This is a genomic window from Kushneria sp. AK178 (assembly GCF_053903105.1).
In genome coordinates, this window is record NZ_CP096381.1 from 921060 (window position 1) to 946072 (window position 25013).

A 25013-nucleotide genomic window follows, 5' to 3' on the forward strand; every position below is an offset into this window, starting at 1 on the left:
GGCAAAAGCCGGCGGCGGCGCGTTTCACAATAAGACACGGGCGCGATTGACCGCGCCCGTATCACATGATGGGCGTGACCAGTGTTGAGGATCAGCGAATCAGAAAAGGGGCAGCAGCTTGGCAGAAGAACCGACACCACTTCGACCGGACCCCGTTGGCGACAAGGAGAGCGATCCGCTGCTGCAATCGCTGGTCTTTCTCTCCCGCTACCATGGCGAACCCCGCTCGGGCGAGGCCATCAGTGCAGGACTGCCGCTGGATGACGGCCGGCTGACGCTGTCGCTTTTGCCGCGAGCGGCCCATCGTGCCGGTCTGTCTGCAAAACTGGTCAGTCAGCGCCCCGATCGCGTGGCCGACATTCTGCTGCCCTGCATCGTGATTCTGAAAGGGCGTCGGGCGGCGATCATGCTGTCGCGTGACAGCGACCGCCAGAGCGCCACCATCTATCTGCCCGAAGCCGATGGCACCCAGGAGATCCCCATGGATAGCCTGTGTGAGGAGGCGACCGGTCAGGTCGTCTATATCCGTCGTGAACACCGCTTCGACGAGCGTGCCCCGGAAACCGTCAAGCTGGCCGAAGGGCACTGGTTCTGGTCGACGCTGAAACTCTCCACGCCCATCTATCGCGATGTCCTGATCGCCTCGCTTTTGATCAATCTGTTTGCGCTGGCCGCGCCGCTGTTCACCATGAATGTCTATGACAAGGTGGTACCCAACATGGCGCTCAGTACGCTCTGGGTACTGGCCAGCGGCATGGGCATTATCGTGGCGTTCGATCTGCTGGTGCGTCAGGTGCGGGCCTTTTTCCTCGATACCGCCGGGCGCAAGTCAGAGGTGCTGCTCTCGTCGAAGATCTTTGCCAAGGTCATGAACCTTCGCATGGACGCCCGACCCGTGTCGGTCGGTGCCTTCGTCAGAAACCTGCAGGAGTTCGATTCGGTTCGCGACTTCTTTACCTCCATGACCATGACCACCGTGGTCGACATGCCCTTTGCCATCTTTTTTCTGGTAGTGATCTGGATCGTCGGCGGCCCGCTGGTGTGGGTGCCCATCGTTGCGCTGCTGATACTCATCGGCTACAGCATCCTGATCCAGTGGCCCATGAAGCGCTCGATCGAGCTGGGGTCGCGACTGGCGACCGAAAAGCACGCCCGGCTGGTGGAGAGCGTGGCCGGGCTCGAGAGCCTGAAGCTGGCCAACGCCCAGGGGGAAACCCAGCGCCGCTACGAACGTGCTGTCGGCGAGATCGCCAGGTGGGGTGTCAGAAGCCGCAATCTCTCTACCTCCGTGTCATCGCTCACCATGAGCGTCAACCAGCTGGCCACCGTGGCGCTGGTGATTTATGGCGTCTACCTGATCGGTGACGCGCAGCTCTCCATGGGGGCGTTGATTGCCGCTGTCATGCTGACCGGCCGGGCGCTGCAACCGCTGGCGCAGATGGCGCTGCTCATCACACGGCTGGGCCAGACCCGCAGCGCCATGGCCGCCATCGATCAGATCATGCAGATGCCCGAGGAAGTGGAGGAGGGCAGGAACTACGTCCACCGCGACCGGCTCAACATGCGCATCGAGTTCGATCACGTCGGCTTTCGCTACTCGCCCGAATCGCCCGAGATCCTGCATGACGTGTCGCTGACCATCGAGCCGGGCGAGCGGGTAGGCATCATCGGGCGCATGGGGGCCGGCAAGAGCACCCTGCAGCGCATGATGACCGGCCTTTACCGCGCCACCAGCGGTAGCCTGCGCATCGACGGGCTGGATATCAATCAGCTTCATCCGGCTGATGTGCGGCGCCATATCGGCCATGCCGGCCAGGACAGTGCGCTGTTTTTCGGCTCCATCCGCGACAACATCACCCTGGGGCAGCCCCATGCCAGCGACGAGGCCATCCAGCGCGCCGCCGACGTTGCCGGCGTGGCCGAGTTTACCCGTCATGACCCGGACGGACTGGACCGCCAGGTGGGCGAGGGCGGCCGGCTTTTGTCCAGCGGTCAGCGCCAGTCGGTGCTGATGGCGCGGGCGCTTTTGACTCACGCCCCGCTGCTGCTGCTCGACGAACCGGGTGCGCATCTGGACAACCGCGCCGAGGCGAGACTGCGCCGCGTGCTGATGGAGATGCCGCGCAGCCAGAGCGTGGTGCTGGTGACCCACAAGAGCGCGATGCTGGAAGTCGTGGATCGCCTGATCGTGCTCGATCAGGGGCGGGTCATCGCCGATGGCCCCAAGGCCAGCGTGCTCAAGGCGCTCAATGAAGGCCGCGTGCACGCCCCGGGGACAGGACCGGGGCCGGCAGCGGCCAGTGCGGATGCGGAGGTGCGTCATGGCACGACTGGCTAGGCAAAAACGCTGGCCGCGTCCGGGCAGCCACGAGCTGGAACTGGCCGACGATGCCAGTGCGGCGATGCTGCTGGCCACGCCCTGGCGCTCGCGTATTCTCCTGTGGGTGCTGCTGGCGGTGCTGGGCGCCTTTATCACCTGGGCGGCGCTGGCCCATGTCGAGATCGTCACCCGCGGCACCGGCCAGGTCGTGCCTTCAACCCGGCTGCAGACCATCCAGAACCTGGAAGGCGGCATCGTGCGCGAGCTCTACGTGCGTCAGGGCGATATCGTCGAACCCGGCCAGCCGCTGGCGCGGATCGACCCGACCCGCGCCAGTTCCGATCTCGCCGAGCGCGAGTCAACGCTTGCGGGGCTGCAATCGATCATTGCCCAGTACCAGGCCGAACTGTCGTCGGTGACCATCAACGCCGACGCCGACAGCTGGCAGGATCAGGTCGTGACCAGTACAAACCCGCCCGAATTTGATGACGCGTTTCGTTCAAACAATCCGGTGCTGGCCGCCACGGCAGAAGAAAGCTACCGCGAGCGTATCAATGGGCTGCGCACGCAGCTGGATCAGGCCCGCGATCAAATCAATCAGCGCAATCAGGAGCTCAGCGAGCTGCGTGCCCGGGTGGCCAGCCTGTCGCGCAGCTATAAGCTGGCCAGCCAGCAGCTGGCGATTACCTCCCCGCTGGTCCAGGAAGGCGTGGTCTCGCGGGTGGATCTGCTGGAGCAGCAGCGTCAGGTCAACGACCTGCGCGGAGAGCTCGAGTCAGCGCGCCTGTCGATCCCGTCCAAGCAGTCCGAGCGGCAGGAAGCCATCAGCCGCCGCCGCGACGTGGCGGCCCAGTTCCGGGTGCGCAGTGCCGATGCCCTGAGCGAGGCCCGCAGCCGACTGGAGAGTCAGCAGCAGGGACGCGTCAGCCTGCAGGACCGGCTGGACAGAACACTGGTGACCTCGCCGGTGCAGGGCAGTGTGCGCACCATCAACGTGACCACCGTAGGCGGCGTCATCGAGCCCGGCGCGAGCCTGATGGAGATCGTGCCCCTCGAGGATCAGCTGCAGATCGATGTGCGTATCCCGCCGCGGGACATCGGCTTCATACGCCCGGGGCTGCCGGCCACGGTCAAGCTCTCGGCCTATGACTTCACCATCTACGGCGGGCTTCAGGGCACGGTCCAGCGCATCAGCCCGGACACGGTGCAGGACGACAAGGGCAACAGTTTTTATGAGGTAACGGTGGTGACCGATCAAAACCACCTGGGCAGCGACAGCAACCCGATGACCATCATTCCCGGCATGCAGGCCAGCGTGGATGTCATCACGGGGGATCAGACCATCCTGCAGTATCTGCTCAAGCCGATTCTGCGCGCGCAGCAGGGCGCCCTGCGTGAACGCTGAGGGCGGTGACATCGACAATGACAAAGGGATCAGCGGGCATGATGAAAACGTGGTGGGCCGGACTCTGGGCGCTCTCACTGGCCGGCGCGGCGCAGGCACAGTCGCTCGATGAGGCCGTGACGCAGGCCATCATGGAAAACCCCATAACGCGCACCGAAATCGCGCGTTATGAGCAGTTTCGGGAAGATGCCCGCGCACAGCGGGGCGCCTGGCTGCCGTCGGTGGATCTCGAGGCGCGTGTCGGACGGGGGCGTAATGAAAGCGAGGTCAACGGCATCGACCGCTCGAGTGATGCGCACGGCTATCGCCGCGGCTCCATCACGCTGTCCCAGATGATCTGGGACAACAACCGTACACTCGAGCGGGTGCGCAATGCCGATAGTCAGGTCGACTATCAGCGCTGGGAGGTGGCAGCCGCAGCCAACCGGGTCGGGCTTGCGACCATCGAGAGCTATCTGGATGTGTTGCAGACCCAACGGCTTGTGGCGCTGGCCGAGCGCAATGTCGATACCCATCAAAGCATTGCCGCCGATATTCGTCGCCGCAGCGAGCTGGGGGCCGGTACGGCCACCGACACCAGCCAGGTGGACGGACGGCTGGCCCGGGCCCGCTCCAGCCTGATTGCGGCGTATAACAATCACGAGGACGCCATCTCCGCCTTTGTGCGCCTGGTCGGCGCGCCACCGCGTGACCTGATGATGCCCGGGGAGGTGGATCTCGCGCCTGTTCCCGATGATCTCGAGCGGGCGCTGGCCATGGCCACCGACAACAATCCCATTGTGCTGGCGGCACGCCACTCGGTCACGGCGGCCGGCCACGAGATCGGTGCCGAGCGCAGCGACTTTCTACCCGAGCTGCGATTTCAGGCCAGCCGGATGGCCAGCCGGGATTATGACTTCGAGGGCAGTCGGGCCAACGACTGGAATGCCGAACTGGTGATGTCGTGGAACCTTTATCGCGGTGGCAGCGATATGGCTCAGCTGCGCGCTCGCCAGCATTCGCTGGAGGCCGTGCAGTACGACAGCGACCGCGCCCTGCGCGATGTGCGTGACGAGCTGCGTCTGGCCTGGAACGCCCGCGACTACGTGACCAGTCAACTGCCCTGGCTGGCGCGACATGTCGAGGCCAGCGAGCAGACCCGGGTCAACTACCGCAAGCAGTTCGATATCGGCCGGCGCACCCTGCTGGACGTACTGGACAGCGAAACCGAACTCTACGGGGCTCAGCAGGATCAGCTGCAGGCGCGTTTTGCGCTGATACGCGCGCGCTATCGCCTGCTGGCGGTGACCGGTCATCTGCTCGACACCCTTCAGGTACGCGTGAATCAGGGCGATGTTGATGGTAATCGACTGCTGGGCGTGGCAGACATGGCACCGGGAGGGAAATCATGAGTCTCTTTCATCGACTTGTGGCCGGCGTCGCCGGGCTGCTGCTGCTCTTTGCGATCGGGATCTTCGTCATCAACGTACAGCACGCGCGTCAGTCGCTGCTGGACAGTCAGCGCATCGAAACGGCCAACATGACCCAGGGGCTGAGTCTGGCGCTGGCACCGTTTATCCAGCAGGAAGACTGGACCAGCGCCCGAATGCTGATGCAGGCCACTTCGGACGGCAGCTTCGTCAGTACGCTGCGGCTCGAGGCGGTGGGTCTGGATGAGCCCATGGTGGTGCAAAATGTCGGCACCACGCAGGCGCCGGGCTGGTTTCAGTCGCTGATCGCGCTGCCGCAGCTGGCCAGCCAGCGTGACATCTCCGGTGGCTGGTCGCGGCTGGGCACTATCATGCTCGAGGCGGACAACTCGCTGCCCTATGACCAGCTCTGGAAGCTCGGCCTGAATATGCTGCTCTGGCTGGCCATCGGCATGGTGCTGACGCTGGCCCTCTGCGCACTGGGGTTCCGACGGCTTTTGACGCCGCTGGACCGTCTTTCCGATTACCTCGAAACCCTGCAGATTGAAGGCTATGCCCGCCCGATCGAGTCGACCCGCGTTCGCGAGCTCCAGGGCATCACCGAGGCGGTCAATCGCCTCAGTGCGCGACTCAACGATCAGTTCGAGGCGCAGACGGCGCAGGTCATTCGCCTGCAGCGCATGGCCGAGCAGGACGCGGTGTCGAAACTGGGCAACCGGGCCTATCTCACCCGTACTCTTGATGAGTGGCTGGCGGCGCCGGAGAGCGGCTCACTGATGATTCTGCGCGTTGATCATCTCAGCGAGATCTATCGCCGTGACGGTTTCGAAAAGCGGGACAACGCCATTCGCGCCATCGGCAATTATCTGTCGAGCATGAGCGTGCAGGGCAATGCCATTGAGGCGGCCCGGCTGTCGGCCGAAGAGTTTGCCCTGATCGTACCGGATGCCGGCGACGCTCATCGTGACGAGCTGTTGCTGACCCTGCTGGATCGCATCGATGACATTGTCGACGTTAATCCGCTCGGTGAAGAGCGCGCCCATCATGCCCGTGCCGGGGTGGTACTGCGTGAACCGGGCCTGCAGCGGGTCACAATGCTCTCCAGAGCCGACAGCGCCCTGCGCGAGGCCATCGAAACCGGCCAGCGCTGGTACATCTCGCCGCGCGACGCCGTCCACCACGAGCGCAGTCGTGGCGAATGGCGCACGGTCATCGACCGGGCGCTGGCCGGTCACCAGGCCACTTTTGTAGCGCAGCCGGTGCTGCTCAATGACGGTCAGGAGTTGCATCGGGAACTCTTCATGCGTCTGCAGGAAGGAGACGAGCTGCATCCGGCGTCGAGCTTTCTGCCCATTGCCCGTCACTTCGGTATCGGCGCGCAGCTGGACCGCTATGTGCTGGACTGGCTGAGTCGTCACGGTCACAACATCGGCTGTCGCCTGGCATTGAACCTGACCTCGGATCTCATCGGCAGCGACGCCGAAGTTGATGCCCTGATCGATTGGCTGACCGCGCATCCGGGGCTGGCCGGGCAACTGGATCTCGAGGTCACCGAGGAGAGTGTCCTGCGACATGGCGCCAACGTGCAGCGCCTGTTCAGAAAGGCCGCCACGCTGGACGTGCGCGTCGGTGTCGACCGCTTCGCCCGCGACCTGAACTCGCTGCCGGTACTGGGGAAGCTGCGTCCGGATTACGTCAAGATCGATCAGACCTTTTTTGTACGTGACGATGTGGACAACGAGTTCCTGCACAGCCTGTGCATGGCCGCCCATCAGATCGAGGCGCTGGTGATCGTGACGCGCGTCGAGTCCGAGGCGCAGCGTGCGAGGGTCACCGAGATCGGTGCCGACGGCTATCAGGGGTATCTGTCGCCGGCCGTGGCTCTGGCCCCCGATACTCATTAAGAGCGTCGTTTGCCGATCAACCAGCATGGTCTTCTGACAGGAAAGGTCCGATGATGATGGGGCGATGGTGCCGGTGGGGCATGACAGTACTGCTGGTGATGGCCCTGCCGGCCCCGGCCGGCATGCTCTCGAGCGCCTCCATTCCTGCGCCTTCCGTCATTGCCGGCCAGTACGGCGCCGATGGGGCTGCCCGGGTGCAGCGCTGGCAGGCGCTGATCACGCGGCTCAGGGGGCAGCCGGTGGCGGCCCGGCTGGCCGGGGTCAACGACTTCTTCAATCAGCTGGACTTTGTCGATGATATCGACGTCTGGCATGTCGAGGACTACTGGGCCACGCCGATCGAATTTCTGGGGGGCGGACGCGGCGACTGCGAGGAGTTTGCGCTGGCCAAGTACCTGACCCTGCGCGAGCTGGGTGTGCCCGATGAGCAGATGCGTTTGCACTACGTCAAGTACGTGCCCTACGACCAGTTCCACATGGTGCTCTCCTGGGCGGCTGACCCGCGGCAGATGCCGGTCATCCTGGACAACATCGACAAGCGCATCGTGCCGGCCGCCTCCCGTGGGGATCTGGTGCCCATCTACAGCTTCAACGGCAGCAGCCTCTGGACCGCCACCGCCTCGGGTCAGGACGCGCCGGTGGGTGATGCCAGCCGCCTGAGCCGCTGGGAGGACTGGCAGCGACGCGTGCGAGGCGGCGTCATGCAAAGGCCCTGACCCGTCGATAAAGTCGGGATGGGGGCATATCATGAATCACGACTGCCCGGATCACGCCTGCCCCCTGCCTTTTGCCGGTCTCCTCTGCGTATACTGATGTGTCTGTCGGCGACGCCCCGTCGCCTGATATGTTCGTCAATGGAGACCCGTCATGAGCTGGACCCCCACCCGCGAAGCCTTTGATCAGTACATGCTGCCCAATTATTCACCCCAGAAGGTGATACCGGTGCGCGGCGAGGGGAGCCGCCTGTGGGACCAGGAAGGTCGTGAATACATCGATTTCGCCGGCGGTATCGCGGTCAATGCGCTGGGGCACTGCCATCCGGCACTGGTGGAGGCCCTGAAGGCCCAGAGCGAGAAGGTCTGGCATCTCTCCAACGTCTACACTAACGAGCCTGCGCTGAAGCTGGCCCGCACGCTGGTCGAGAAGACCTTCGCCGACAAGGTCTTTCTGTGCTCCTCGGGCGCCGAAGCCAATGAGGCCGCGCTCAAGCTGGCGCGGCGCTACGCCCACGACACCGCGGGTGAACGCAAACACCGTATTGTCTCCTTCCGCCAGTCCTTTCACGGCCGCACCTTCTTTACCGTCAGCGTCGGCGGCCAGCCCAAATACTCCCAGGGCTTTGGTCCGGTCCCCGGCGGCATTGTGCACGGCACCTATAACGACCTGGAGAGCGCCCGCGAGCTGATCAACGACGACACCTGCGCGGTCATCGTCGAGCCGATGCAGGGCGAGGGCGGTGTGACGCCGGCCACCCCCGAATTTCTCGAAGGCCTGCGCACGCTCTGTGACGAGCACAAGGCGCTGCTGATCTTCGATGAAGTGCAGTGCGGCGTCGGACGCAGCGGTCAGTTCTATGCCTACATGCATTACAACGTCACCCCCGACATTCTGACCTCGGCCAAGGCACTGGGCGGCGGTTTCCCGATGGGGGCGATGATGACCACCGATGAGATCGCGCGTGTCTTTGTGGTCGGCACCCATGGCTCGACCTACGGTGGCAATCCACTGGGCGCGGCGGTGGCGCTGGCAGCGGTGGAAACCATCGGCTCGCCCGAGGTGCTCAAGGGCGTGGAAACGCGCTCGCAGCGGTTTCGCGAGCATCTGGAACGGCTCAACGAGAAATACGACTGCTTCAGCGAGATTCGCGGCATGGGATTGCTGCTGGGCGCCGAGTTCAAGCCCTCCTTCGGCGAGCGCGGCCGTGAGGTGCTGGCGGCGGCCACCGAAGAGGGCCTGATGATGCTGGTGGCCGGGCCCAACGTGCTGCGCTTTGCGCCGTCGCTGGTCATCGAGCCGGAAGTGATCGATGCGGGCATGGCGTGTCTGGATCGCGCGCTGGCGACGGTGGTGGCCAATAGCTGACGGAGGCGCTGGCATGTCACTGATTGCACGCAGTGCCACGACCGCCGATATTGACGCCATCATGGCCATGGCGGAAACGGCCACCCCGGCGCTGACCAATCTGCCGGCCGATCGTGAACGCCTCACCGCTCGCCTGGCCTCGAGCCGGGCGGCGCTGGCCGCCACCATCGAGCGTCCCGGCGACGAGCAGTATGTGCTGGTGGCCGAGACCGATGATGGCGAGATCGTCGCCACGGCCACGGTCAAGGCGCAGGCAGGCGCTCGCGAGGCCTATTACACCTACCGCCGCGAGACACTGATTCACGCCTCGCAGCAGCTCGACGTGCGTCGCGAGGTGGATATTCTCTCCATCTCGCACGAGATGTCGCACGCCTCGCTGCTGTGCGCGCTGGCGACCACCGACCATCCCTGCGCCGATCAGGCCCGGCAGCTGCTGCGCGCGGCGCGTCTCGCCCTGATTGCCCGGTTTCCGGAGCGCTTTGCCCCGACGGTGTTCGTGGCGCTGTCGGGCTATCGCGAGGCCGGTCGCACGCCGTTCTGGGACGGCGTGGGGCGCCATTTCTTCTCGCGCGACTTTGACGAGATCCACCGCGCAGCCAGCCTGGGGTCGAGAAGCTTTATCGGCGAGGTGATGCCGCCGTTTCCGCTCTACCTGCCGCTGCTGGATGATCAGGCGCGCCGGGCAATCGGACGGGTCGGCGACAATCACGCCAATGCGCTGAGCGCCTGGCAGCAGCAGGGATTTACCCTGTCGCGTCACGTCGACCTGCTCGATGGCGGCCCGCTACTGGCGGCGTCGCGCGATCATCTGCCCCGCGGCCGGTGGCTGACCGTCCAGATCAACGAGACAGCCGCAGACGGCGCCTGTGCTGAAGCGCTACTGGTCGCCAGCCAGCGCACGGGTGATTTCAGAGCGCGGGTCGTTTCGAAAACCATCAACGATCGCGGCCAGTGCGTGCTGGATGCTGACAGCGCCCGAGCGCTGCCAGTGGCGGCCGACGAGCCCGTGCTGGTGCTTCCCATGGGACAGGCCGGCGAGACGGAGGGACTGTCATGCTGATTCGACCCATCGAGGCCGGCGACATTGATGCCCTGCAGGCGATCGCCGTCGAGACCGGCCCCGGCTTCACGTCCCTGCCGAACAGCCGTGACTTTCTGATCGACAAGATCGCTCACGCCCGCGAGAGCTTCCAGCACCCGCCCGATTCGTCAGGCGCCGCGCCCGAGGCGGCGCTCTACTTCTTTGTGCTCGAGGATGACAGTCAGCCGGCCGGCAGCGCCGAACGGCTGGCCGGCTGCTGCGCCATCGAGGCGCGTGTCGGGCTCGAGGGGCCGTTTTACCACTACCGCATCGGGCAGCTGGCGCACTCGTCCAGCCATCTGGAGCTGCACCGCACGCTGGACACGCTCTTTTTGTGCTCCGATCACACCGGCTCCGCCGAGGTCTGCTCGCTCTATCTGCGCCAGCGCTGGCGCGGCGAGGCGCAGCGGCCCATGCGCAACGGCACGTTGCTGTCCCGGGCGCGCTGGCTGTTCATGGCGGGCTTTCGCGAACGCTTTCCGGAGCGGGTGCTGGCCGAGATGCGCGGTCGCTTTGACGACGATGGCAAAAGCCCGTTCTGGGAGGCGCTGGGCCAGAAGTTTCTGCCCATCGAGTTTCAGCGCGCCGATCATCTCACCGGCATGGGCGAGAAGGGCTTCATTGGCGAGATGATGCCGCGTCACCCGATCTGCACCTCCTTTCTGCCGCCGGCGGCGCGCGACTGCATCGGTCAGGTGCATACCCAGACCCGCCCGGCGCTGGCGATGCTCAACCGCGACGGGCTGCGTTTCGAGGGCTACATCGACATCTTTGACGGCGGCCCGACCGTGGAGGCCTACATTGATGATGTGCGCTCGATTCGTGACAGCCATACGGCCCGGGTCGTTATCGGCACCAACCTTGAGCAGGACGAGCGACCCGGCTGGCTGGCGGCCACCACCGGCGCAGCCGTTGACTTTCGTGCCGGCTGGGTCGGGCGCGGCCCGCAGGCGGGCGTGATTGTCCTGAGCAGTGACGAGGCGCAGCGGCTGAACGTCGAGGAAGGAGACACGCTCAGGCTGCTGGCCACCTGAGCGCACCATGGGCACGGAGGACGAGATGACGATCGAGATCACGCAACAGCTGTTGGTGGGGGGAGAGTGGACGCCCGGCGAGGGCGAGGCGTTTGACAAGCACGACCCGGTCAGCGGTGAGCGACTCTGGCAAGGATATGGCGCCAGTGCCCCACAGGTGGATCGCGCCATCGCCGCCGCCCGCGCCGCCTTTCCCGACTGGGCGCGGGCGCCCGTCGAGACGCGTATCGCGCTGCTGGAAGCCTTTCGCGAGCGTCTCGAACACCATCGCAATGGGCTGGCCGATACCATCGCCCGGGAGACCGGCAAGCCGCGCTGGGAGGCCGGCACCGAGGTGCAGGCCATGATCGGCAAGATTGCCATCTCCATCGCCGCCTGGCACGAGCGCACGCCCACCCGGATGCGGGACAACGCCGGCGTGCGCGCCGTGGTGCGCCACCGCCCGCACGGCGTCATGGCGGTGTTCGGGCCGTACAACTTCCCCGGCCATCTGCCCAACGGCCATATCGTGCCGGCGCTGCTGGCCGGCAATACGGTGGTGTTCAAGCCCAGCGAACTGACCCCGGCCACGGCCGATCTGGTGCTCACCTGCTGGCAGGAGGCCGGGCTGCCGCCGGGCGTGATCAATCTGGTGCAGGGCGGGGTCGACACCGGGCAGGCGCTGGCCGGGCACACCGGCATCGACGGGCTGCTCTTTACCGGCAGCGAAGGCACCGGCCGACGCCTGCACGAGGGGCTGGGCGGGCGGCCGGAGACGATGCTGGCGCTGGAGCTGGGGGGCAATAATCCGCTGCTGGTCCATGACGTGCCGGCAGATCTCGAGGCGGCGGTGCTGACCATCGTGCAGTCGGCCTATCTCTCCGGCGGCCAGCGCTGTACCTGCGCCCGCCGCCTGCTGGTGCCCGAGGGCGATCAGGGCGACCGACTGATCGAGGCCCTGCGCCGGAGCCTGGCCACCCTGGTGGTCGGGCCGCAGTTTGACGGGCTGGATGGGCACGGCGAGCAGGAGCCCTTCTACAGCGGTCTGGTGTCGCCCGCGGCGGCGCAGAAGATGCTTGATGCCCAGCAGCAGCTCGAGGCGATGGGCGGGCGGGTACTGTCACGCATGGCGCCGGTGAAGGAGGGCACCAGCCTGGTGTCGCCGGGGCTGATCGATGTGACCGGTCTCGAGGTACCGGACGAGGAGTACTTCGGTCCACTGTTGAAAGTAACCCGTTATCGCGACTGGGAAGTCGCCATCGAGGAGGCCAACAATACCCGCTTTGGCCTCGCCGCCGGGCTGATCGGCGGCACGGCGGAGATCTGGGAGGACTTCGTGCTGCGCATCCGCGCCGGCATCGTCAACTGGAACCGCCAGACCACTGGCGCGGCCAGCGATGCGCCCTTTGGCGGCGTGGGCGCCAGCGGCAATCATCGCCCCGGCGCCTGGTACGCCGCGGACTACTGTGCCTGGCCGGTGTCCTCGATGGAAAGCGACACCCTGGTGCTGCCGGATCAGCTGCCGCCGGGGATCACGCTGGCGGGGCCGGAGGACGAGCAGGCGACATGAGGGGGGAACACCATGAGTGAGACGCTCGAGATCAATTTCGACGGCCTGGTCGGGCCGACACACAACTATGGCGGTCTGGCCCAGGGCAATCTGGCCTCGACACGCCATGCCGGGCTGACTGCCAACCCGCGCGAGGCGGCCCTGCAGGGGCTCGAGAAGATGAAGGCCTCCCGCGATGCCGGCTTTCCCCAGGCGGTGCTGCCGCCGCAGCAGCGTCCCGACATGCGGCTGTTGCACCGTCTCGGCTATCGCGGCGCGCCGGAGGAGGTGCTGCCCCGGGTCGGCAGCGAATCGCCGGAGCTTTTGTACGCCGCCTGCTCGGCGGCGGCGATGTGGACGGCCAACGCTGCCACCGTCACACCCTCGCGCGACACGCTGGATTCGCGCGTGCATGTCACGCCGGCCAACCTGCAGTCGGCGCTGCACCGTTCGATCGAGACCGAGCAGACGGCGCGGACGCTCGCGGCGATCCTTGCTGACGAAAAACACTTTGCCCACCACCCGGCGCTGCCCGCCACGCCCTGGTTCTCCGACGAGGGTGCGGCCAACCATACCCGGCTGTGCGCCGACCACGGCGGGCCGGGCGTGCATCTGTTCGTGCATGGTGATTCGGCGCCGGACACCATGGCCGCCCCGCAGCGCCACCGCCCGCGCCAGACGCTCAGAGCGTGCCGGGCGCTGGCGCGTCAGCACGGCCTGAGCGACCAGCAGACCGTCTTTGCCCAGCAGCATCCGGCGGCCATCGATGCCGGCGTGTTCCACAACGATGTGATCTGTGTGGGCAACGGCCCGGTGCTGCTCTACCACGAGCGCGCCTTTTTTAATGAGCGGGCGGTGCTGGAAGCGCTGCGCGACCGACTGGCGGCGCGCGCCGACGGTCAGCCCCTGATTCCCATCCGGGTGCCCGAAGAGGCTGTTACGCTGGAGGCGGCAGTGGCGAGCTATCTCTTCAACTCCCAGCTTCTGAGTCAGGACGATGGCAGCATGACGCTGGTGGTGCCGGGAGAGTGCGAAAGCGATGAGGCGGTGTGGATGACGATTCAGAGCCTGCTGCTGGGCGGCAACAATCCGATCAGCGAGGTGGTGGTGCGTGACGTCAAACAGAGCATGCAAAACGGCGGCGGCCCGGCCTGTCTGCGCCTGCGCGTGGTGCTTGATGCGGCCGAACGTCAGGCCATGAGCGGGCGGGTGATGCTGGATGACGCGCTGTATGGCGATCTCACCGCCTGGGTCGAGCGTCACTATCGCGACCGCCTGGCGCTGGAGGATCTGGCCGACCCGCAGCTGGCCCACGAGTCGCTGACGGCGCTGGATGAACTCACGGGGATTTTGAAGCTGGGGTCGATCTATCCCTTCCAGCTGGAGGGCGCTGTGGCGTAGGCCCCTGCGGCTCATAAGACCAAGGTGGTAACGCGCTTGAGCCTGCTGGCACTGACACTGCAGGAAGTCCATTGATACGACAGGGAGGTCATCACATGAAGGCGACAGCACTGGTACTGGAGCGTCAGAACGAGCTGGCACTGCGCGAGATCGAACTGCCCGACGAGGTCGGCCCGGACGAGGTGCGCATCAGTATGCACACCGTGGGCATCTGCGGCAGCGACGTCCATTTCTATACCCACGGCCGCATCGGCCCCTTTGTGGTCGAAGAGCCAATGGTGCTGGGCCACGAGGGCTCGGGCACCGTTACCGAGGTCGGCTCCCGGGTGACCACGCTCGCCCCCGGTGACCGGGTCTGCATGGAGCCGGGCATCCCTGATCCGACATCACGTGCTTCAAAGCTTGGCATGTACAACGTCGACCCCGCCGTGCGCTTCTGGGCCACACCGCCGGTCCACGGCTGCCTGACGCCCGAGGTCATCCATCCGGCGGCGTTTACCTTCAAGCTGCCGGACAGCGTTTCCTTCGCCGAGGGCGCGATGGTCGAGCCGTTCGCGGTGGGCCTGCAGGCCGTGGTCAAGGCGCAGCTGCAGCCGGGCGATACCTGTGTGGTGACCGGCTGCGGCCCGATCGGGTTGATGGTGGCGCTGGCGGCGCTCGCCTCGGGCGCCAGCCGAGTGGTGATCTCCGATGTGGTCGATGACAAGCTCGAGATTGCCGCCGGCTACGAGGGCATGATCCCCGTCAATGTCGCCCGCGAGTCGCTGACCGAACGTGTTGCCGAACTGACCGGCGACGACTGGGGCGCCGATGTGGTGTTCGAGGCCAGCGGCAGCCCGCGCGTGTATGACGATGCCCTGGCGTGCGTGCGCCCGGGCGGGGCCATGGTGCTGGTCGGCATGCCGGTCGAGCAGGTCAGCCTGGATGTGGTGGCGGCCCAGACGAAGGAGGTGCGCATCGAGACGGTCTTTCGCTACGCCAACGTCTATGACCGCGCCATCGAGCTGATCGCCTCCGGCAAGGTCGATCTCAATCCGCTGATTGTCGAGACCTTTGATTTCGAGCAGAGCGTCGAGGCCTTTGATCGCGCCGTTGAAGCGCGGCCCACCGACGTCAAGCTGCAGATTCGCGTGGCTGGCGACGATCCGCGGTAGGCGACTGCCCGCGGGAAGTCGGCCGCGGCGTCGAGGACCACGACGTTCGGGCGCGGGTGCGTTAAGCTGGTGTTTTTTGCGAACTGTTGTGGAGAAGCCCGATGTTTCTGGTCTGCGGTGAGGCCCTGTTTGATTTCTTTTCCGACGCGGGGCAGGTGGCTCCGGACGCTTCATCGCTGTCGTTCACGGCCGTGGCCGGCGGCTCGCCCATGAATGTGGCCATCGGCCTGTCGCGGCTCGAGCGTCAGGCCGCCTTCTTTACCGGGCTGGCCCCGGATGCGCTGGGCGAGCGCCTGCGCGCGGTGCTCGAAAGCGAATCGGTCGATACCGGCTTCATGGTCGACATCCCCGGCAGCGCCACCACGCTGGCCATGGTCACCCTCGATGAGCACGGCTCGCCGCGCTACGTCTTCTACAACCAGTGCGGCGCCGATCGCATGCTGGAAACGGCGCATCTGCCAGCAACCCTTGATGACGTGCATGCCATTCACGTCGGCTCCTACGCGCTGGCCGTCTCGCCCACCAGCGAGACGCTCGAAACGCTGGTGGCGCGCGAGCGTGAGCGCTGTCTGATTTCGCTGGATCCCAACATTCGTCTCAGGGTCGAGCCCGACGTGGCGCGCTGGCGCGAGCGCATCGACACCTTCGCCGGGCACGCCCACCTGATCAAGATCAGCGATGAGGACCTGGCCGCGCTCTATCCGGAGAGAAATCCCGAGGAGGTGATCCGCGGCTGGCTCGATGAGCGCTGCCCGCTGGTGATCATGACCCGGGGCGGTGAGGGCGTGACGCTGTTCACGCCGGACGGCAGTGAGTCGCTGGCCGCCGACAGGGTGCCGGTGGTGGACGCCGTGGGGGCCGGCGACAGTTTCATGGCCGCGCTGCTGGCCTGGCTGGATGAGCAGGGGCTGGCCACGCCCGACGGGCCGGGGCAGCTGACGCCGGCGCAGCGCCGCGAGATGGCCGCATTTGCCATGCACGCGGCGGCCCATACCTGCCAGCAGCGCGGGCCGGACCTGCCGCGTCGCCACGAGATCGCCACAGCCTGAACGCCATTGGCACGGTGAGTCACGGAGAAGCGAAATGTTCTCGATGCCCGGCAGCGCGAGATCGAGCTGCTCGAGCGCTGGATCGCCGAGCATGACGACCCGCCACAGGAGTAAATTGCCGGCGCCGGCTTCTCGATCCGGGCACCGGAACAGGGCATGATGACAGAACGTCCCGGGCAGGCTTGAGGCCTGTCCGGGAGACGGGATCGCCTGCAGGCGGCCCGTTACAACGCGACCAATAACAACAATCGCGAGGTGCTGTCATGCCCCATGACACGAAGGACAGCGGCGTTCGCCATGACGCCGTGGCGCAGGACTATCTGGATCGACGCCAGCTCAAAAAGGGCGCCGCCGGCTGGGTACTGCTGGCAACGCTGGGGGTCTCGTATGTGATCTCCGGCGATTTTGCCGGCTGGAATCTGGGCATCGGCGTGGGCGGCTTTGGCGGCATGCTGATCGCCACCGTGCTGATGGCGATCATGTATACCGCCATGGTGCTGTCACTGGCGGAGCTCTCCTCGTCGCTGCCCACCGCCGGCGGCGGCTACAGCTTTGCTCGCCGCGCCATGGGCCCCTGGGGCGGCTATATCACCGGCACGGCCATCCTGCTCGAATACGCCATCGCTCCGGCGGCGATCGCGATTTTCATCGGCGGCTACGTCGATTCCCTGATCGGCCTGGACGGGCCACTGGTCTACGCGGCGTTCTATATCGCCTTTGTGGGGCTGCACCTGTGGGGCGCCGGCGAGGCGCTGCGCATCATGATGGGCGTGACGGCGCTGGCCGTGATTGCCATTGTCGTGTTTATCGTCGGCATGCTGCCGCATTTTGACAGCGCGCGGCTGTTCGATATCGCCCCCGGTGATGCGGTGGGGGCTTCTGCCTTTCTACCCAACGGCTATATGGGCATCTGGGGCGCCATTCCCTTTGCCATGTGGCTCTTTCTGGCGGTCGAGGGCGTGCCGCTGGCGGCAGAAGAGTCCCGCCATCCCGGGCGCGACATGCCGCGCGGCATCATCGCGGCCATGGCCGTGCTGCTGGTGTTTGCCTTCTGCATGCTGCTGCTGGGGCCCGGCGGGGCCGGTGCCAGCCTCATGAGCACCTCGGCGGCGCCGCTGGTGGATGCGCTCGGCGCGGTGTACGGCCCGGGCAGCTGGGCGGCGGGGTTTGTGAACGTGATCGGGCTGTTCGGTCTGATCGCCTCGTTTTTCTCGATCATCTTCGGCTATTCGCGTCAGGTCTTTGCGCTTTCCAGGGCCGGCTATATTCCGCGATGTCTGTCGATCACCAGTCGCCGCGGCGCGCCGGCACCGGCGCTGATCGTGCCCGGGATCATCGGGTTTTTGCTGTCGCTGACCGGGCAGGGCGATCTGATGATCACCATGGCAGTGTTCGGCGCCACCATCTCCTATGCCATGATGACGCTGTCGCACTGGCTGCTGCGCACCCGGGAGCCGGAGCTTGAGCGACCCTATAAAACGCCGGGCGGGCGCTGGACCTCCGGCGTGGCGCTGGGGCTGGCGATCATCGCCTTTGTCTCGACCTTTGTGGTCAGCCTGCAGGCCGCGCTCTGGGCGGGGCTTTTCTACGCCATCATGCTGGCCTGGTTTGGCTTCTACAGCCGCAAGCGGCTGGTGGCGCAGGCGCCGGAGGAGGAGTTCGATGCCATCGCCAGCGCCGAGGCAAGGCTGAAATGACGTTGTTCAACCCAGCAAGAGATGAGAAGACACATGAAAGTCGGTCTGCTGCAGTGTGATGATCTGGCCCCCCATGTCGCCCGCGTGCATGGCAACTATCCGGCCCTGTATGCGGGGCTGTTACAGGCAGTCGACCCGGCCATCGAGTTCGTGACCTGGCGGGTGCATGACGGCGAGCTGCCCACCGATTTCGACGCCGTGGATGCCTGGCTGATCTCCGGCAGCAAGGCCGGCGTGTATGACGATCATGCCTGGATTACGTCACTGCTTGAGCTGATTCGCCAGCTTCACGCTGACCACCGAACGGTGGTCGGCATCTGCTTTGGCCATCAGGCGATGGCACAGGCACTCGGCGGTCGCGCCGGCAAGAGCGATCGCGGCTGGGGCGTGGGGGTGTCGTTCAACACCGTGGTGGGGCACCGATCGTGGATGACGCCCTGGCAGGCGGGGCTGGATCTGATCGTCAGCCATCAGGATCAGGTGCTGTCACTGCCCGAAGGCGCCGAGGTGCTGGCCGAAAGCCCGTTCTGCCCGTATTACCTGCTGCAGTACTCGCCCCGGTTCATGAGCGTGCAGGGGCATCCGGAGTTCTCGAAAGCGTGCAGCGCGGACCTGATGGCCGATAAAGGCGACAGGCTGCCGGATCGGCGCCGACGCGAGGCGCTGGCCTCGCATTATGCTCCGGTCGATGATCACGTCATGGCGCGCTGGATCGTCAACTTCATGCGCGAGGCGGAATCGACCGGGTGATGGCGTGACAACGCCTGCAGGGAGGGCCCGGTCAGCCGGCGGCGCTTGCCGGCCCGGATCGTTGTCTGCGTTAGCGCCTCATTCAGCCCTGTTTCTCTGCTCTGCTTTCAGCTTGTCATTGATGCTTTTCTGATATTCTCCGCGGCAAAACCGCGACGTCCGGGACGATTTTTCGCCCGGGACGTTGCTGCGACGACCTGCAACGGACTGAATACATGCCGATGTCATTATCCATGCTGGGCAGAACAGCGGCCCTTGCCGGGCTGGGCGTGCTGATGGCTGCCTGCACGACGGTGCAGCGGCCCGAGCCGCCACCGCTGCCGGTAACGCTGCCGGGAGCCTTTGTGGCGGTCTCCGATCCCGAGGCGTTCGTGGCAGATGCCTGGTGGCTCGAGTTCGAGGATCCGCAGCTCAACGATTTCGTCGAAACGGCCCTGGATCGCAATCCCGGGCTGGCCCAGGCGATCGCGCAGGCCCGCATTGCCGAGGCGCAGTCACGAAGCGAGCGTGCCGATCTTTTCCCCCAGCTCAGCGCCGGGTTGAATAGCAACCGGCAGCGGCGTCCGGCGACACCGCTGCCGGGCGGTGAGGGGAGTGGCTACAGCATTACCGAAAGCCATAACGCCACGCTGGATGTGAGCTGGGAAGTTGATCTGTGGGGGCGTCTGTCTTCGCTGTCGGCCGCGGGGCAGGCGGATTTTCTCGCCGCCAGCGAACAGCTCAGGGGGATGCACCAGTCGCTGGTCGCCGATGTGGTGTCGCTCTATCTCGACGTCGTTCAGGCCCGGGCCCAGGTGGATCTTTCGGAAAGCACGGTCAAGGCGCTCACCGAGTTTGCCCGTCAGGTCGGCAACCGCGTCAATGAAGGTATCGTGTCGCCGACCGATATCACCCTGGCCCGCGCCAACCTTGCTTCCGCCCGGGCGGGGCTCGAGCAGCGCCGGGAAAATCTGGCCCGCGTGACGCGCCAGCTGGAAACCCTGATGGGGGGGTACCCTGCCGGCACGTTGATCACTACCCGTGAGCTGCCCATTGTCCCGCCGCTGCCCGCCGCCGGCGTTCCTGCCGAGCTGCTGGCCCGTCGACCCGACGTGCGCCGCGCCGAGTGGTCCCTGCTGGCGGCCGACTATCGTCTGAGTGCAGCGGAGCGCTCCTTTTTGCCGTCGCTGTCGCTGACCGGCAGTACGGGGTCGACAGGTAGCGAATGGGCAGATCTGTTCAGTAGCGGCTCCTTTATCTGGACGATCGCCGGCAATCTCGTACAGCCGATCTTTCAGGGCGGGCGGCTGCGGGCCCAGGCCGATGTGGCCGGCGGCCAGCTCGACGAAGCGTTTTACGCCTACGTCGAGGTAGCGCTGAACGCCCTGTCGGAGGTCGAGACGGCGCTGGCCGTGGACAGCCTGCTGGCACAGCGTGTCGATGAGACCAATCAGGCGGCAGACGCTGCGGAAGAAGCTGTGCGGGTCTCCTTCAATCGCTACCGGCAGGGCATCGAGCCCTTTCTGAACGTGCTGGAGAGTCAGCAGCGCGCGCTGGATAACCGCAGTGCCTATATCTCGGCCCGATATGATCGGCTGTCAAATCGTATCGCCCTTCATCTGGCGCTGGGAGGCGGCTTTGATGCCGTCTCGGCCCTTGATCCGTCCGTTACAGGAACATCCGCGTTATGAAAATGATTCCCATGGCCCTGGGTGGGGCCCTGCTACTGGTGCTGAGTGCCTGCGGTGGCGAAGAAGCACCAGCGCCGGCACAGGAGGCGCCCGCGGTCAGCGTGCGCGTACAGCCCGCCGAAGTGACCTCCCTGCAGGGGTGGGTGTACAGCCAGGGCACCGCCCGCTCCATGCACCGTGAATACCTGACCTTTACCGAGCAGGGCAGGGTCACCTTCGTGGATCAGGATCTGCGCGTGGGCTCGCCGGTCAGCCAGGGGCAGCTGATCGCCCATCAGGATCCCGGGCGGCTGGAGGCCGAACTGGCGTCGGCACGGGCATCACTGGATGAGGCGCAGGCCAATCTGTCGCTGGCGCGGGTCACCGAAAACCGTTACGAGCGGCTGATCGAGCAGCGCTCGGCCTCGGCCCAGGAGCTGGATCAGGCGCGGGTGGAAGTGCAGCAGGCGCGCGCGACCGAGGGCAGCGCCCGGGCGCAGATCGCTCAGGCCGAAGTCATGCTCGAGGAGTCCCGGCTGGTCTCGCCCATTGATGGGGTGCTGGCCCGGCTGAACATCGAGCAGGGGCGCTATTTCATGCCCAATACGGTGGATTCCACCTCCGAGCAGAGTGCCCTGCAGACGGTGCCGGCACTGGTGATCGATCCCTCGCAGTTCGAGGTGCGGGTGGATCTGCCTGCCTACAACTTCGGCCGGGTCGAGGTGGGCGCGCGCGCGATCATTGGCGGGCGGCCGCCGCAGCGCACCGACGACATCGACCCCGAGACGCTGGCGCATCAGGAGACGGGCGAGATCAATGCCATCAGCCCGTCGCTGGACCCGCAGACGCGAACCTTTGAAATCATCATTCACACCACCGGGGAGCGTCCGCGCCTGCAGGATGGCGCCTTTGTGGCCGTGTGGATGGCCGAGCCCGAGAAAAGGGACGTTCTTACCGTGCCGGTGGATGCCCTGCGCTTTTTGAACGACCAGGCCTTCGTTTACGTCTACGACGAGGCCGAGGGCCGCGTTCACGAGCGCAGCGTACAGCTCGGCCAGCAGGCCAGCCAGCGCCGGGAAGTCGTCGAGGGCCTGTCACCGGGGGAGCGGGTGGTCACCGATGGCCGCGCCAGACTGGCCGATGGTGAGCGCGTCAGGCTTATCGGAGCGCAGCCATGACCACACCCACACCGGCCCCCGAGTCCCCGCCGCGCCGGGTCGAAACGCCCGAAGTGCGTGACGCCCACCCGCTGATGCGCTTTTTCTTTCTCAAGCCGATCTTCGCGGTCCTTTTGACCCTGACCCTGTTGATGGGCGGACTGTTCGCCTACTCGGCGCTGGTCCAGGAGGCGCTGCCCGATCTGGATATCCCGCAGGCGAGCATTACCACGGCCTGGCCCGGCGCCGATCCGCGCTCGGTGGAGGGGCAGATCACCGATCCTATCGAGGATGAAATCACCACGCTCAGCGGGGTCAAGTCCGTCAACAGTGCCTCGTTTGATTCGCTGTCGACCATTTCCATCGAGTTCGATGCGTCTGTCGATACCGTGGATGCCATGACGCGGCTGCGCGCTGCTGTCGACGACGCCGAATCCTCCTTCCCGTCGGATGCCGAAAGCCCCTATATCAGCCAGAGCTCGGTGGATGACCGGCCGATTCTGAGCCTGGCGCTCCACGGCAATGCCGGTTCAGCCACGCTCAACCAGACCGCGCGTCAGATCCGAGATGCGCTGGAGCGCGTTCAGGGCGTCAACGAAGTCAATATCGGCGGCGAGCGCGAGGACATCGTGCAGATCCTTCTCGACCCCGAGCGTCTGCTGGCGCTGGGGCTGTCGCCCACCGCGATACGCGACGCCGTGCAGCAGGCCAATATCGAGCAGCCCTTTGGCGAGGTGCGCAGTCAGGAGATCGGCGCCGTGGTGCGTCTTGAGGGGCGTTTTTCGGATATCGCGGATCTGCGCGCGCTGCCCGTGACCCGGCTGGAGAACAGCAATAGCTCCCGGGCGCTGACCCTGGGCGAGGTCGCCACCGTCAAGCGCATGCAGGAAACCGAGACGTCGCGGGCGTTTTTCAGCGAGCGCGGCGGCGACTATCAGCCGTCGCTGGATATCTCCGTGACCAAGTCACCGGGGGCGGATACGGTGCAGCTGGTGGCGCGCATCCGCGCCGCGCTGGCCGATCTCGAGGCGTCCAGTACCTGGCCCGATCAGGTGCACTACTCCATCCTGCAGGACGATGCCGTTCAGATTCAGGACTCGCTGTCGGAGGTGTTCGGCAGTGCCCTGCAGACCATGCTGGTGGTCTTTGCCATCCTGTTCATCACGATCTCGTGGCGCGAGGCGATCGTGGCCGGTCTGGCGGTGCCCGTCACCTTTGCCGGTGTGCTGCTGGCGATTCTGATGTTTGGCTACTCGCTCAACGAGCTGGTCATTATCGGCATGGTGATCGCGCTGGTGATGATCATCGATATCTTCATCATCCTGATGGAGGGGCTGCACGATGAAATCCATCGCCACGGGCGCACCTTCGGCCAGGCGGCACTGATCACCGTCAAACGCTACGCGGTGCCCGTGTTTGCCGCCCAGCTCACGACCCTGCTGGCGCTGGCGCCGTTGATGTCGATCGGCGGCACCATGGGCGCCTTTATCCGGGTGCTGCCCACCACCATCATCATCTGTCTGGTGCTGTCGTTTATCGTGGCCATGCTCTGCGCGGTGCCCCTGTCGCGGATGCTGCTGGGCAGGCAGCGCCGCGCTGAAGGCGATGACAAGCCGGGGATGGCGGACCGGGTGACCCAACGAGCCGTGGAGGGGCTGGAACGCTGGAGCGGTCGCTACATTCTGGCCAGTCGCCGGCAGTCGCTGCTCTGGGTGGCGGGCGCGGTGGCGCTGTTTGCGGTGTCGATCGTGGCCTTCAGCCAGGCGCGTCTCGAGCTTTTCCCGGCCTCGGACGGCGAGCGGCTGGGCATCAATATCGAGCTGCCGCCCACCGTGCCGCTGGAAACCTCCCAGCTGATTGCCGATGAGGTGGGGGCGCGGCTGCGCGACAAGCCCTGGTTCGACAGCGTGACCAAGCTGGTCGGCCTCAAGAGTCCCTTCGCGGGCGGGTCGGCGGCCTCTGCGCTGCAGCCCAGCGAGGCCGAGAATTTCATCGGCTTCTCGGCGATGTTCAAATCCCGCGAGCAGCGCGATGAAGACTCCTTTGTACTGGCGGACGCCCTGCGGACCGAACTGGCCGACTATCTGAGAGAGAACGTGGCGGGAGCCGAGCTGCAGGTCGTGCCCGAAAGCAGCGGCCCCACGCCCGGCGACCCCATCGAGATGCAGCTCATCGGCGGCAGCATGGAGACCCTGAAGGCGCTGTCGCTGGAAGTGCAGGAGGTGCTGTCAGAGACGAACGGCGTGGTGGATGTGCGCGACAATCTCGGCGCCCCGCAGCCCCAGCTGGCGCTGCAGCCCAATAGAGAAGCGCTCAGTTTCTTCGGCATCAGCCACGAGGAGCTGGCCGCCCAGGTCCGTATCGCGTTCAGCTCCGACATCATCGGCACCTTTGCCACCCCGGATGACCAGGATGATATCGATATTCGCCTGGGCACGGCGTGGCCGAGCCAGCAGGGCGAGGCGGGCGGTCCCGGGAGTGTCGAGGAGTTCTCCCGCGTGCGCGCCTACCAGCAGGATGGCCGCTCGATAGCCATGTTTCAGCTGTTGACGCCGGTCCAGTCGGAGGGAGCGGTTGCCATTTCCCACGTCAACGGCGAGCGCGCCCTGACCGTCATGGCCAAGAACCAGGGCCGCACCGTGACGGAAATCATGAGCGAGGTGGCGCCGCGGCTTGAAGCATTGCAGCAGAACTGGCCGCCGGGCTATCGCGTGGCGATCGGCGGGGAGTCCGCCGAGACCTCCGATACCGTCGGCTCGATCGGCATTGCCATGCTGGTGGCCATTACCCTGGTGGTGGGCGTGCTGGTGATCGTGTTCAGCAGCTTCCGCCAGGCGCTGATCATCTTCGCCACCATGCCGCTGGCGATTATCGGCACCGCGCTGGGCTTCTGGGCGTTCGGCATTTCGTTTTCGTTTTTTGCCATGATCGGGCTGGTGTCGCTGATCGGTATCGCAATCAACAACGGCATCATCATGGTCGATACCATGAACGGCTTTCTCCGGGAGGGCATGAGCGTGGCCGAGGCCGCTGCGGCCGGTGCCGCACGCCGGTTGCGCCCGCTTTTGACCACGGCCGTGACCACCATCGTCGGGCTGGTTCCGCTGGCCATCAGCAGCGCCAGCTACCGACCGCTGACGCTGGTCATCATCTTCGGACTGATCTCGGCCACGCTGCTGGCGCTGTTCGTGGTGCCGGCGCTCTATTATCTGCTGACCCCTGCCAATGCCAGCGAGCCCGAGGTGCTGGATTGATGGACCAATGGAACCGCCCGCCGAAGAAGCTGGCGGTGTCATCATGTGCCGGTCGATGTTCGCGTCATGGCGCACTGGATGGTCAACGTCATGCGCGAAAACCCGGTGTTGTTGGCGGCACCGGACCGGCTGCCAGGGC

The 25013-nt window shown here is 65.7% G+C and carries 17 protein-coding genes; all 17 read left to right on the forward strand.

Annotated features, from left to right (window positions below):
* The first annotated feature begins 118 nt into the window (after window positions 1-118).
* Window positions 119-2338: a type I secretion system permease/ATPase gene (locus M1D97_RS04100; protein ID WP_456269477.1), complete on the forward strand. Its 2220-nt coding sequence runs from the start codon at window positions 119-121 to the stop codon at window positions 2336-2338.
* Window positions 2322-3725, forward strand: coding sequence for an HlyD family type I secretion periplasmic adaptor subunit (locus tag M1D97_RS04105; RefSeq protein WP_456269478.1), 1404 nt, complete (start codon window positions 2322-2324; stop codon window positions 3723-3725). Before M1D97_RS04100 ends, M1D97_RS04105 begins: the two co-directional genes overlap by 17 nt.
* A 38-nt stretch (window positions 3726-3763) precedes the next feature.
* A complete protein-coding gene (locus tag M1D97_RS04110) occupies window positions 3764-5116 on the forward strand; it encodes a TolC family outer membrane protein (protein WP_456269479.1) in 1353 nt (450 codons plus the stop codon).
* A complete protein-coding gene (locus tag M1D97_RS04115; protein ID WP_456269480.1) occupies window positions 5113-7038 on the forward strand; it encodes an EAL domain-containing protein in 1926 nt (641 codons plus the stop codon). The genes M1D97_RS04110 and M1D97_RS04115 overlap by 4 nt, the downstream gene beginning before the upstream one ends.
* An 80-nt stretch (window positions 7039-7118) precedes the next feature.
* Window positions 7119-7754 (forward strand): transglutaminase-like cysteine peptidase, encoded by a 636-nt coding sequence (locus tag M1D97_RS04120; protein WP_456269481.1) that lies wholly within the window; start codon window positions 7119-7121, stop codon window positions 7752-7754.
* Between the two features lie 151 nt (window positions 7755-7905).
* The gene (locus M1D97_RS04125) at window positions 7906-9120 is read left to right on the forward strand and encodes an aspartate aminotransferase family protein (protein ID WP_456269482.1); all 1215 of its coding nucleotides are present in this window, start codon (window positions 7906-7908) and stop codon (window positions 9118-9120) included.
* A 13-nt stretch (window positions 9121-9133) separates the two neighbouring features.
* Complete coding sequence (locus tag M1D97_RS04130; RefSeq protein WP_456269483.1) at window positions 9134-10180, forward strand: arginine N-succinyltransferase; 1047 nt, start codon at window positions 9134-9136, stop codon at window positions 10178-10180.
* Window positions 10174-11235: an arginine N-succinyltransferase gene (astA, locus tag M1D97_RS04135; RefSeq protein WP_456269484.1), complete on the forward strand. Its 1062-nt coding sequence runs from the start codon at window positions 10174-10176 to the stop codon at window positions 11233-11235. The genes M1D97_RS04130 and astA overlap by 7 nt, the downstream gene beginning before the upstream one ends.
* A 31-nt stretch (window positions 11236-11266) precedes the next feature.
* Window positions 11267-12784, forward strand: a complete 1518-nt coding sequence (gene astD, locus M1D97_RS04140; protein ID WP_456270171.1) for a succinylglutamate-semialdehyde dehydrogenase — start codon at window positions 11267-11269, stop codon at window positions 12782-12784.
* Between the two features lie 12 nt (window positions 12785-12796).
* The gene (gene astB, locus M1D97_RS04145; protein ID WP_456269485.1) at window positions 12797-14164 is read left to right on the forward strand and encodes an N-succinylarginine dihydrolase; all 1368 of its coding nucleotides are present in this window, start codon (window positions 12797-12799) and stop codon (window positions 14162-14164) included.
* Window positions 14165-14259: 95 nt separating this feature from the next.
* Window positions 14260-15318 (forward strand): NAD(P)-dependent alcohol dehydrogenase, encoded by a 1059-nt coding sequence (locus M1D97_RS04150; protein WP_456269486.1) that lies wholly within the window; start codon window positions 14260-14262, stop codon window positions 15316-15318.
* A 101-nt stretch (window positions 15319-15419) separates the two neighbouring features.
* Complete coding sequence (locus M1D97_RS04155) at window positions 15420-16367, forward strand: carbohydrate kinase family protein (protein ID WP_456269487.1); 948 nt, start codon at window positions 15420-15422, stop codon at window positions 16365-16367.
* A gap of 263 nt (window positions 16368-16630) precedes the next feature.
* Window positions 16631-18064 carry an ethanolamine permease gene (gene eat / locus M1D97_RS04160; protein WP_456269488.1) on the forward strand — a complete coding sequence of 478 codons (1434 nt, stop codon included), beginning with the start codon at window positions 16631-16633 and terminating at the stop codon, window positions 18062-18064.
* A 33-nt stretch (window positions 18065-18097) separates the two neighbouring features.
* Window positions 18098-18814 (forward strand): type 1 glutamine amidotransferase, encoded by a 717-nt coding sequence (locus M1D97_RS04165; RefSeq protein WP_456269489.1) that lies wholly within the window; start codon window positions 18098-18100, stop codon window positions 18812-18814.
* Between the two features lie 215 nt (window positions 18815-19029).
* Complete coding sequence (locus tag M1D97_RS04170) at window positions 19030-20484, forward strand: efflux transporter outer membrane subunit (RefSeq protein ID WP_456269490.1); 1455 nt, start codon at window positions 19030-19032, stop codon at window positions 20482-20484.
* Window positions 20481-21641, forward strand: coding sequence for an efflux RND transporter periplasmic adaptor subunit (locus M1D97_RS04175; RefSeq protein WP_456269491.1), 1161 nt, complete (start codon window positions 20481-20483; stop codon window positions 21639-21641). The genes M1D97_RS04170 and M1D97_RS04175 overlap by 4 nt, the downstream gene beginning before the upstream one ends.
* Complete coding sequence (locus M1D97_RS04180) at window positions 21638-24874, forward strand: efflux RND transporter permease subunit (protein WP_456269492.1); 3237 nt, start codon at window positions 21638-21640, stop codon at window positions 24872-24874. The genes M1D97_RS04175 and M1D97_RS04180 overlap by 4 nt, the downstream gene beginning before the upstream one ends.
* Window positions 24875-25013: the final 139 nt, after the last annotated feature.

What these genes read in the sequence shown, in the direction of transcription:
- M1D97_RS04105 (WP_456269478.1), top strand. Translation starts at nt 2,322, where the DNA reads ATGGCACGACTGGCTAGGCAAAAACGCTGGCCGCGTCCGGGCAGCCAC.
- M1D97_RS04110 (WP_456269479.1), top strand. Translation starts at nt 3,764, where the DNA reads ATGATGAAAACGTGGTGGGCCGGACTCTGGGCGCTCTCACTGGCCGGC.
- M1D97_RS04115 (WP_456269480.1), top strand. Translation starts at nt 5,113, where the DNA reads ATGAGTCTCTTTCATCGACTTGTGGCCGGCGTCGCCGGGCTGCTGCTG.
- M1D97_RS04120 (WP_456269481.1), top strand. Translation starts at nt 7,119, where the DNA reads ATGACAGTACTGCTGGTGATGGCCCTGCCGGCCCCGGCCGGCATGCTC.
- M1D97_RS04125 (WP_456269482.1), top strand. Translation starts at nt 7,906, where the DNA reads ATGAGCTGGACCCCCACCCGCGAAGCCTTTGATCAGTACATGCTGCCC.
- M1D97_RS04130 (WP_456269483.1), top strand. Translation starts at nt 9,134, where the DNA reads ATGTCACTGATTGCACGCAGTGCCACGACCGCCGATATTGACGCCATC.
- astA (WP_456269484.1), top strand. Translation starts at nt 10,174, where the DNA reads ATGCTGATTCGACCCATCGAGGCCGGCGACATTGATGCCCTGCAGGCG.
- astB (WP_456269485.1), top strand. Translation starts at nt 12,797, where the DNA reads ATGAGTGAGACGCTCGAGATCAATTTCGACGGCCTGGTCGGGCCGACA.
- M1D97_RS04150 (WP_456269486.1), top strand. Translation starts at nt 14,260, where the DNA reads ATGAAGGCGACAGCACTGGTACTGGAGCGTCAGAACGAGCTGGCACTG.
- M1D97_RS04155 (WP_456269487.1), top strand. Translation starts at nt 15,420, where the DNA reads ATGTTTCTGGTCTGCGGTGAGGCCCTGTTTGATTTCTTTTCCGACGCG.
- eat (WP_456269488.1), top strand. Translation starts at nt 16,631, where the DNA reads ATGCCCCATGACACGAAGGACAGCGGCGTTCGCCATGACGCCGTGGCG.
- M1D97_RS04165 (WP_456269489.1), top strand. Translation starts at nt 18,098, where the DNA reads ATGAAAGTCGGTCTGCTGCAGTGTGATGATCTGGCCCCCCATGTCGCC.
- M1D97_RS04170 (WP_456269490.1), top strand. Translation starts at nt 19,030, where the DNA reads ATGCCGATGTCATTATCCATGCTGGGCAGAACAGCGGCCCTTGCCGGG.
- M1D97_RS04175 (WP_456269491.1), top strand. Translation starts at nt 20,481, where the DNA reads ATGAAAATGATTCCCATGGCCCTGGGTGGGGCCCTGCTACTGGTGCTG.
- M1D97_RS04180 (WP_456269492.1), top strand. Translation starts at nt 21,638, where the DNA reads ATGACCACACCCACACCGGCCCCCGAGTCCCCGCCGCGCCGGGTCGAA.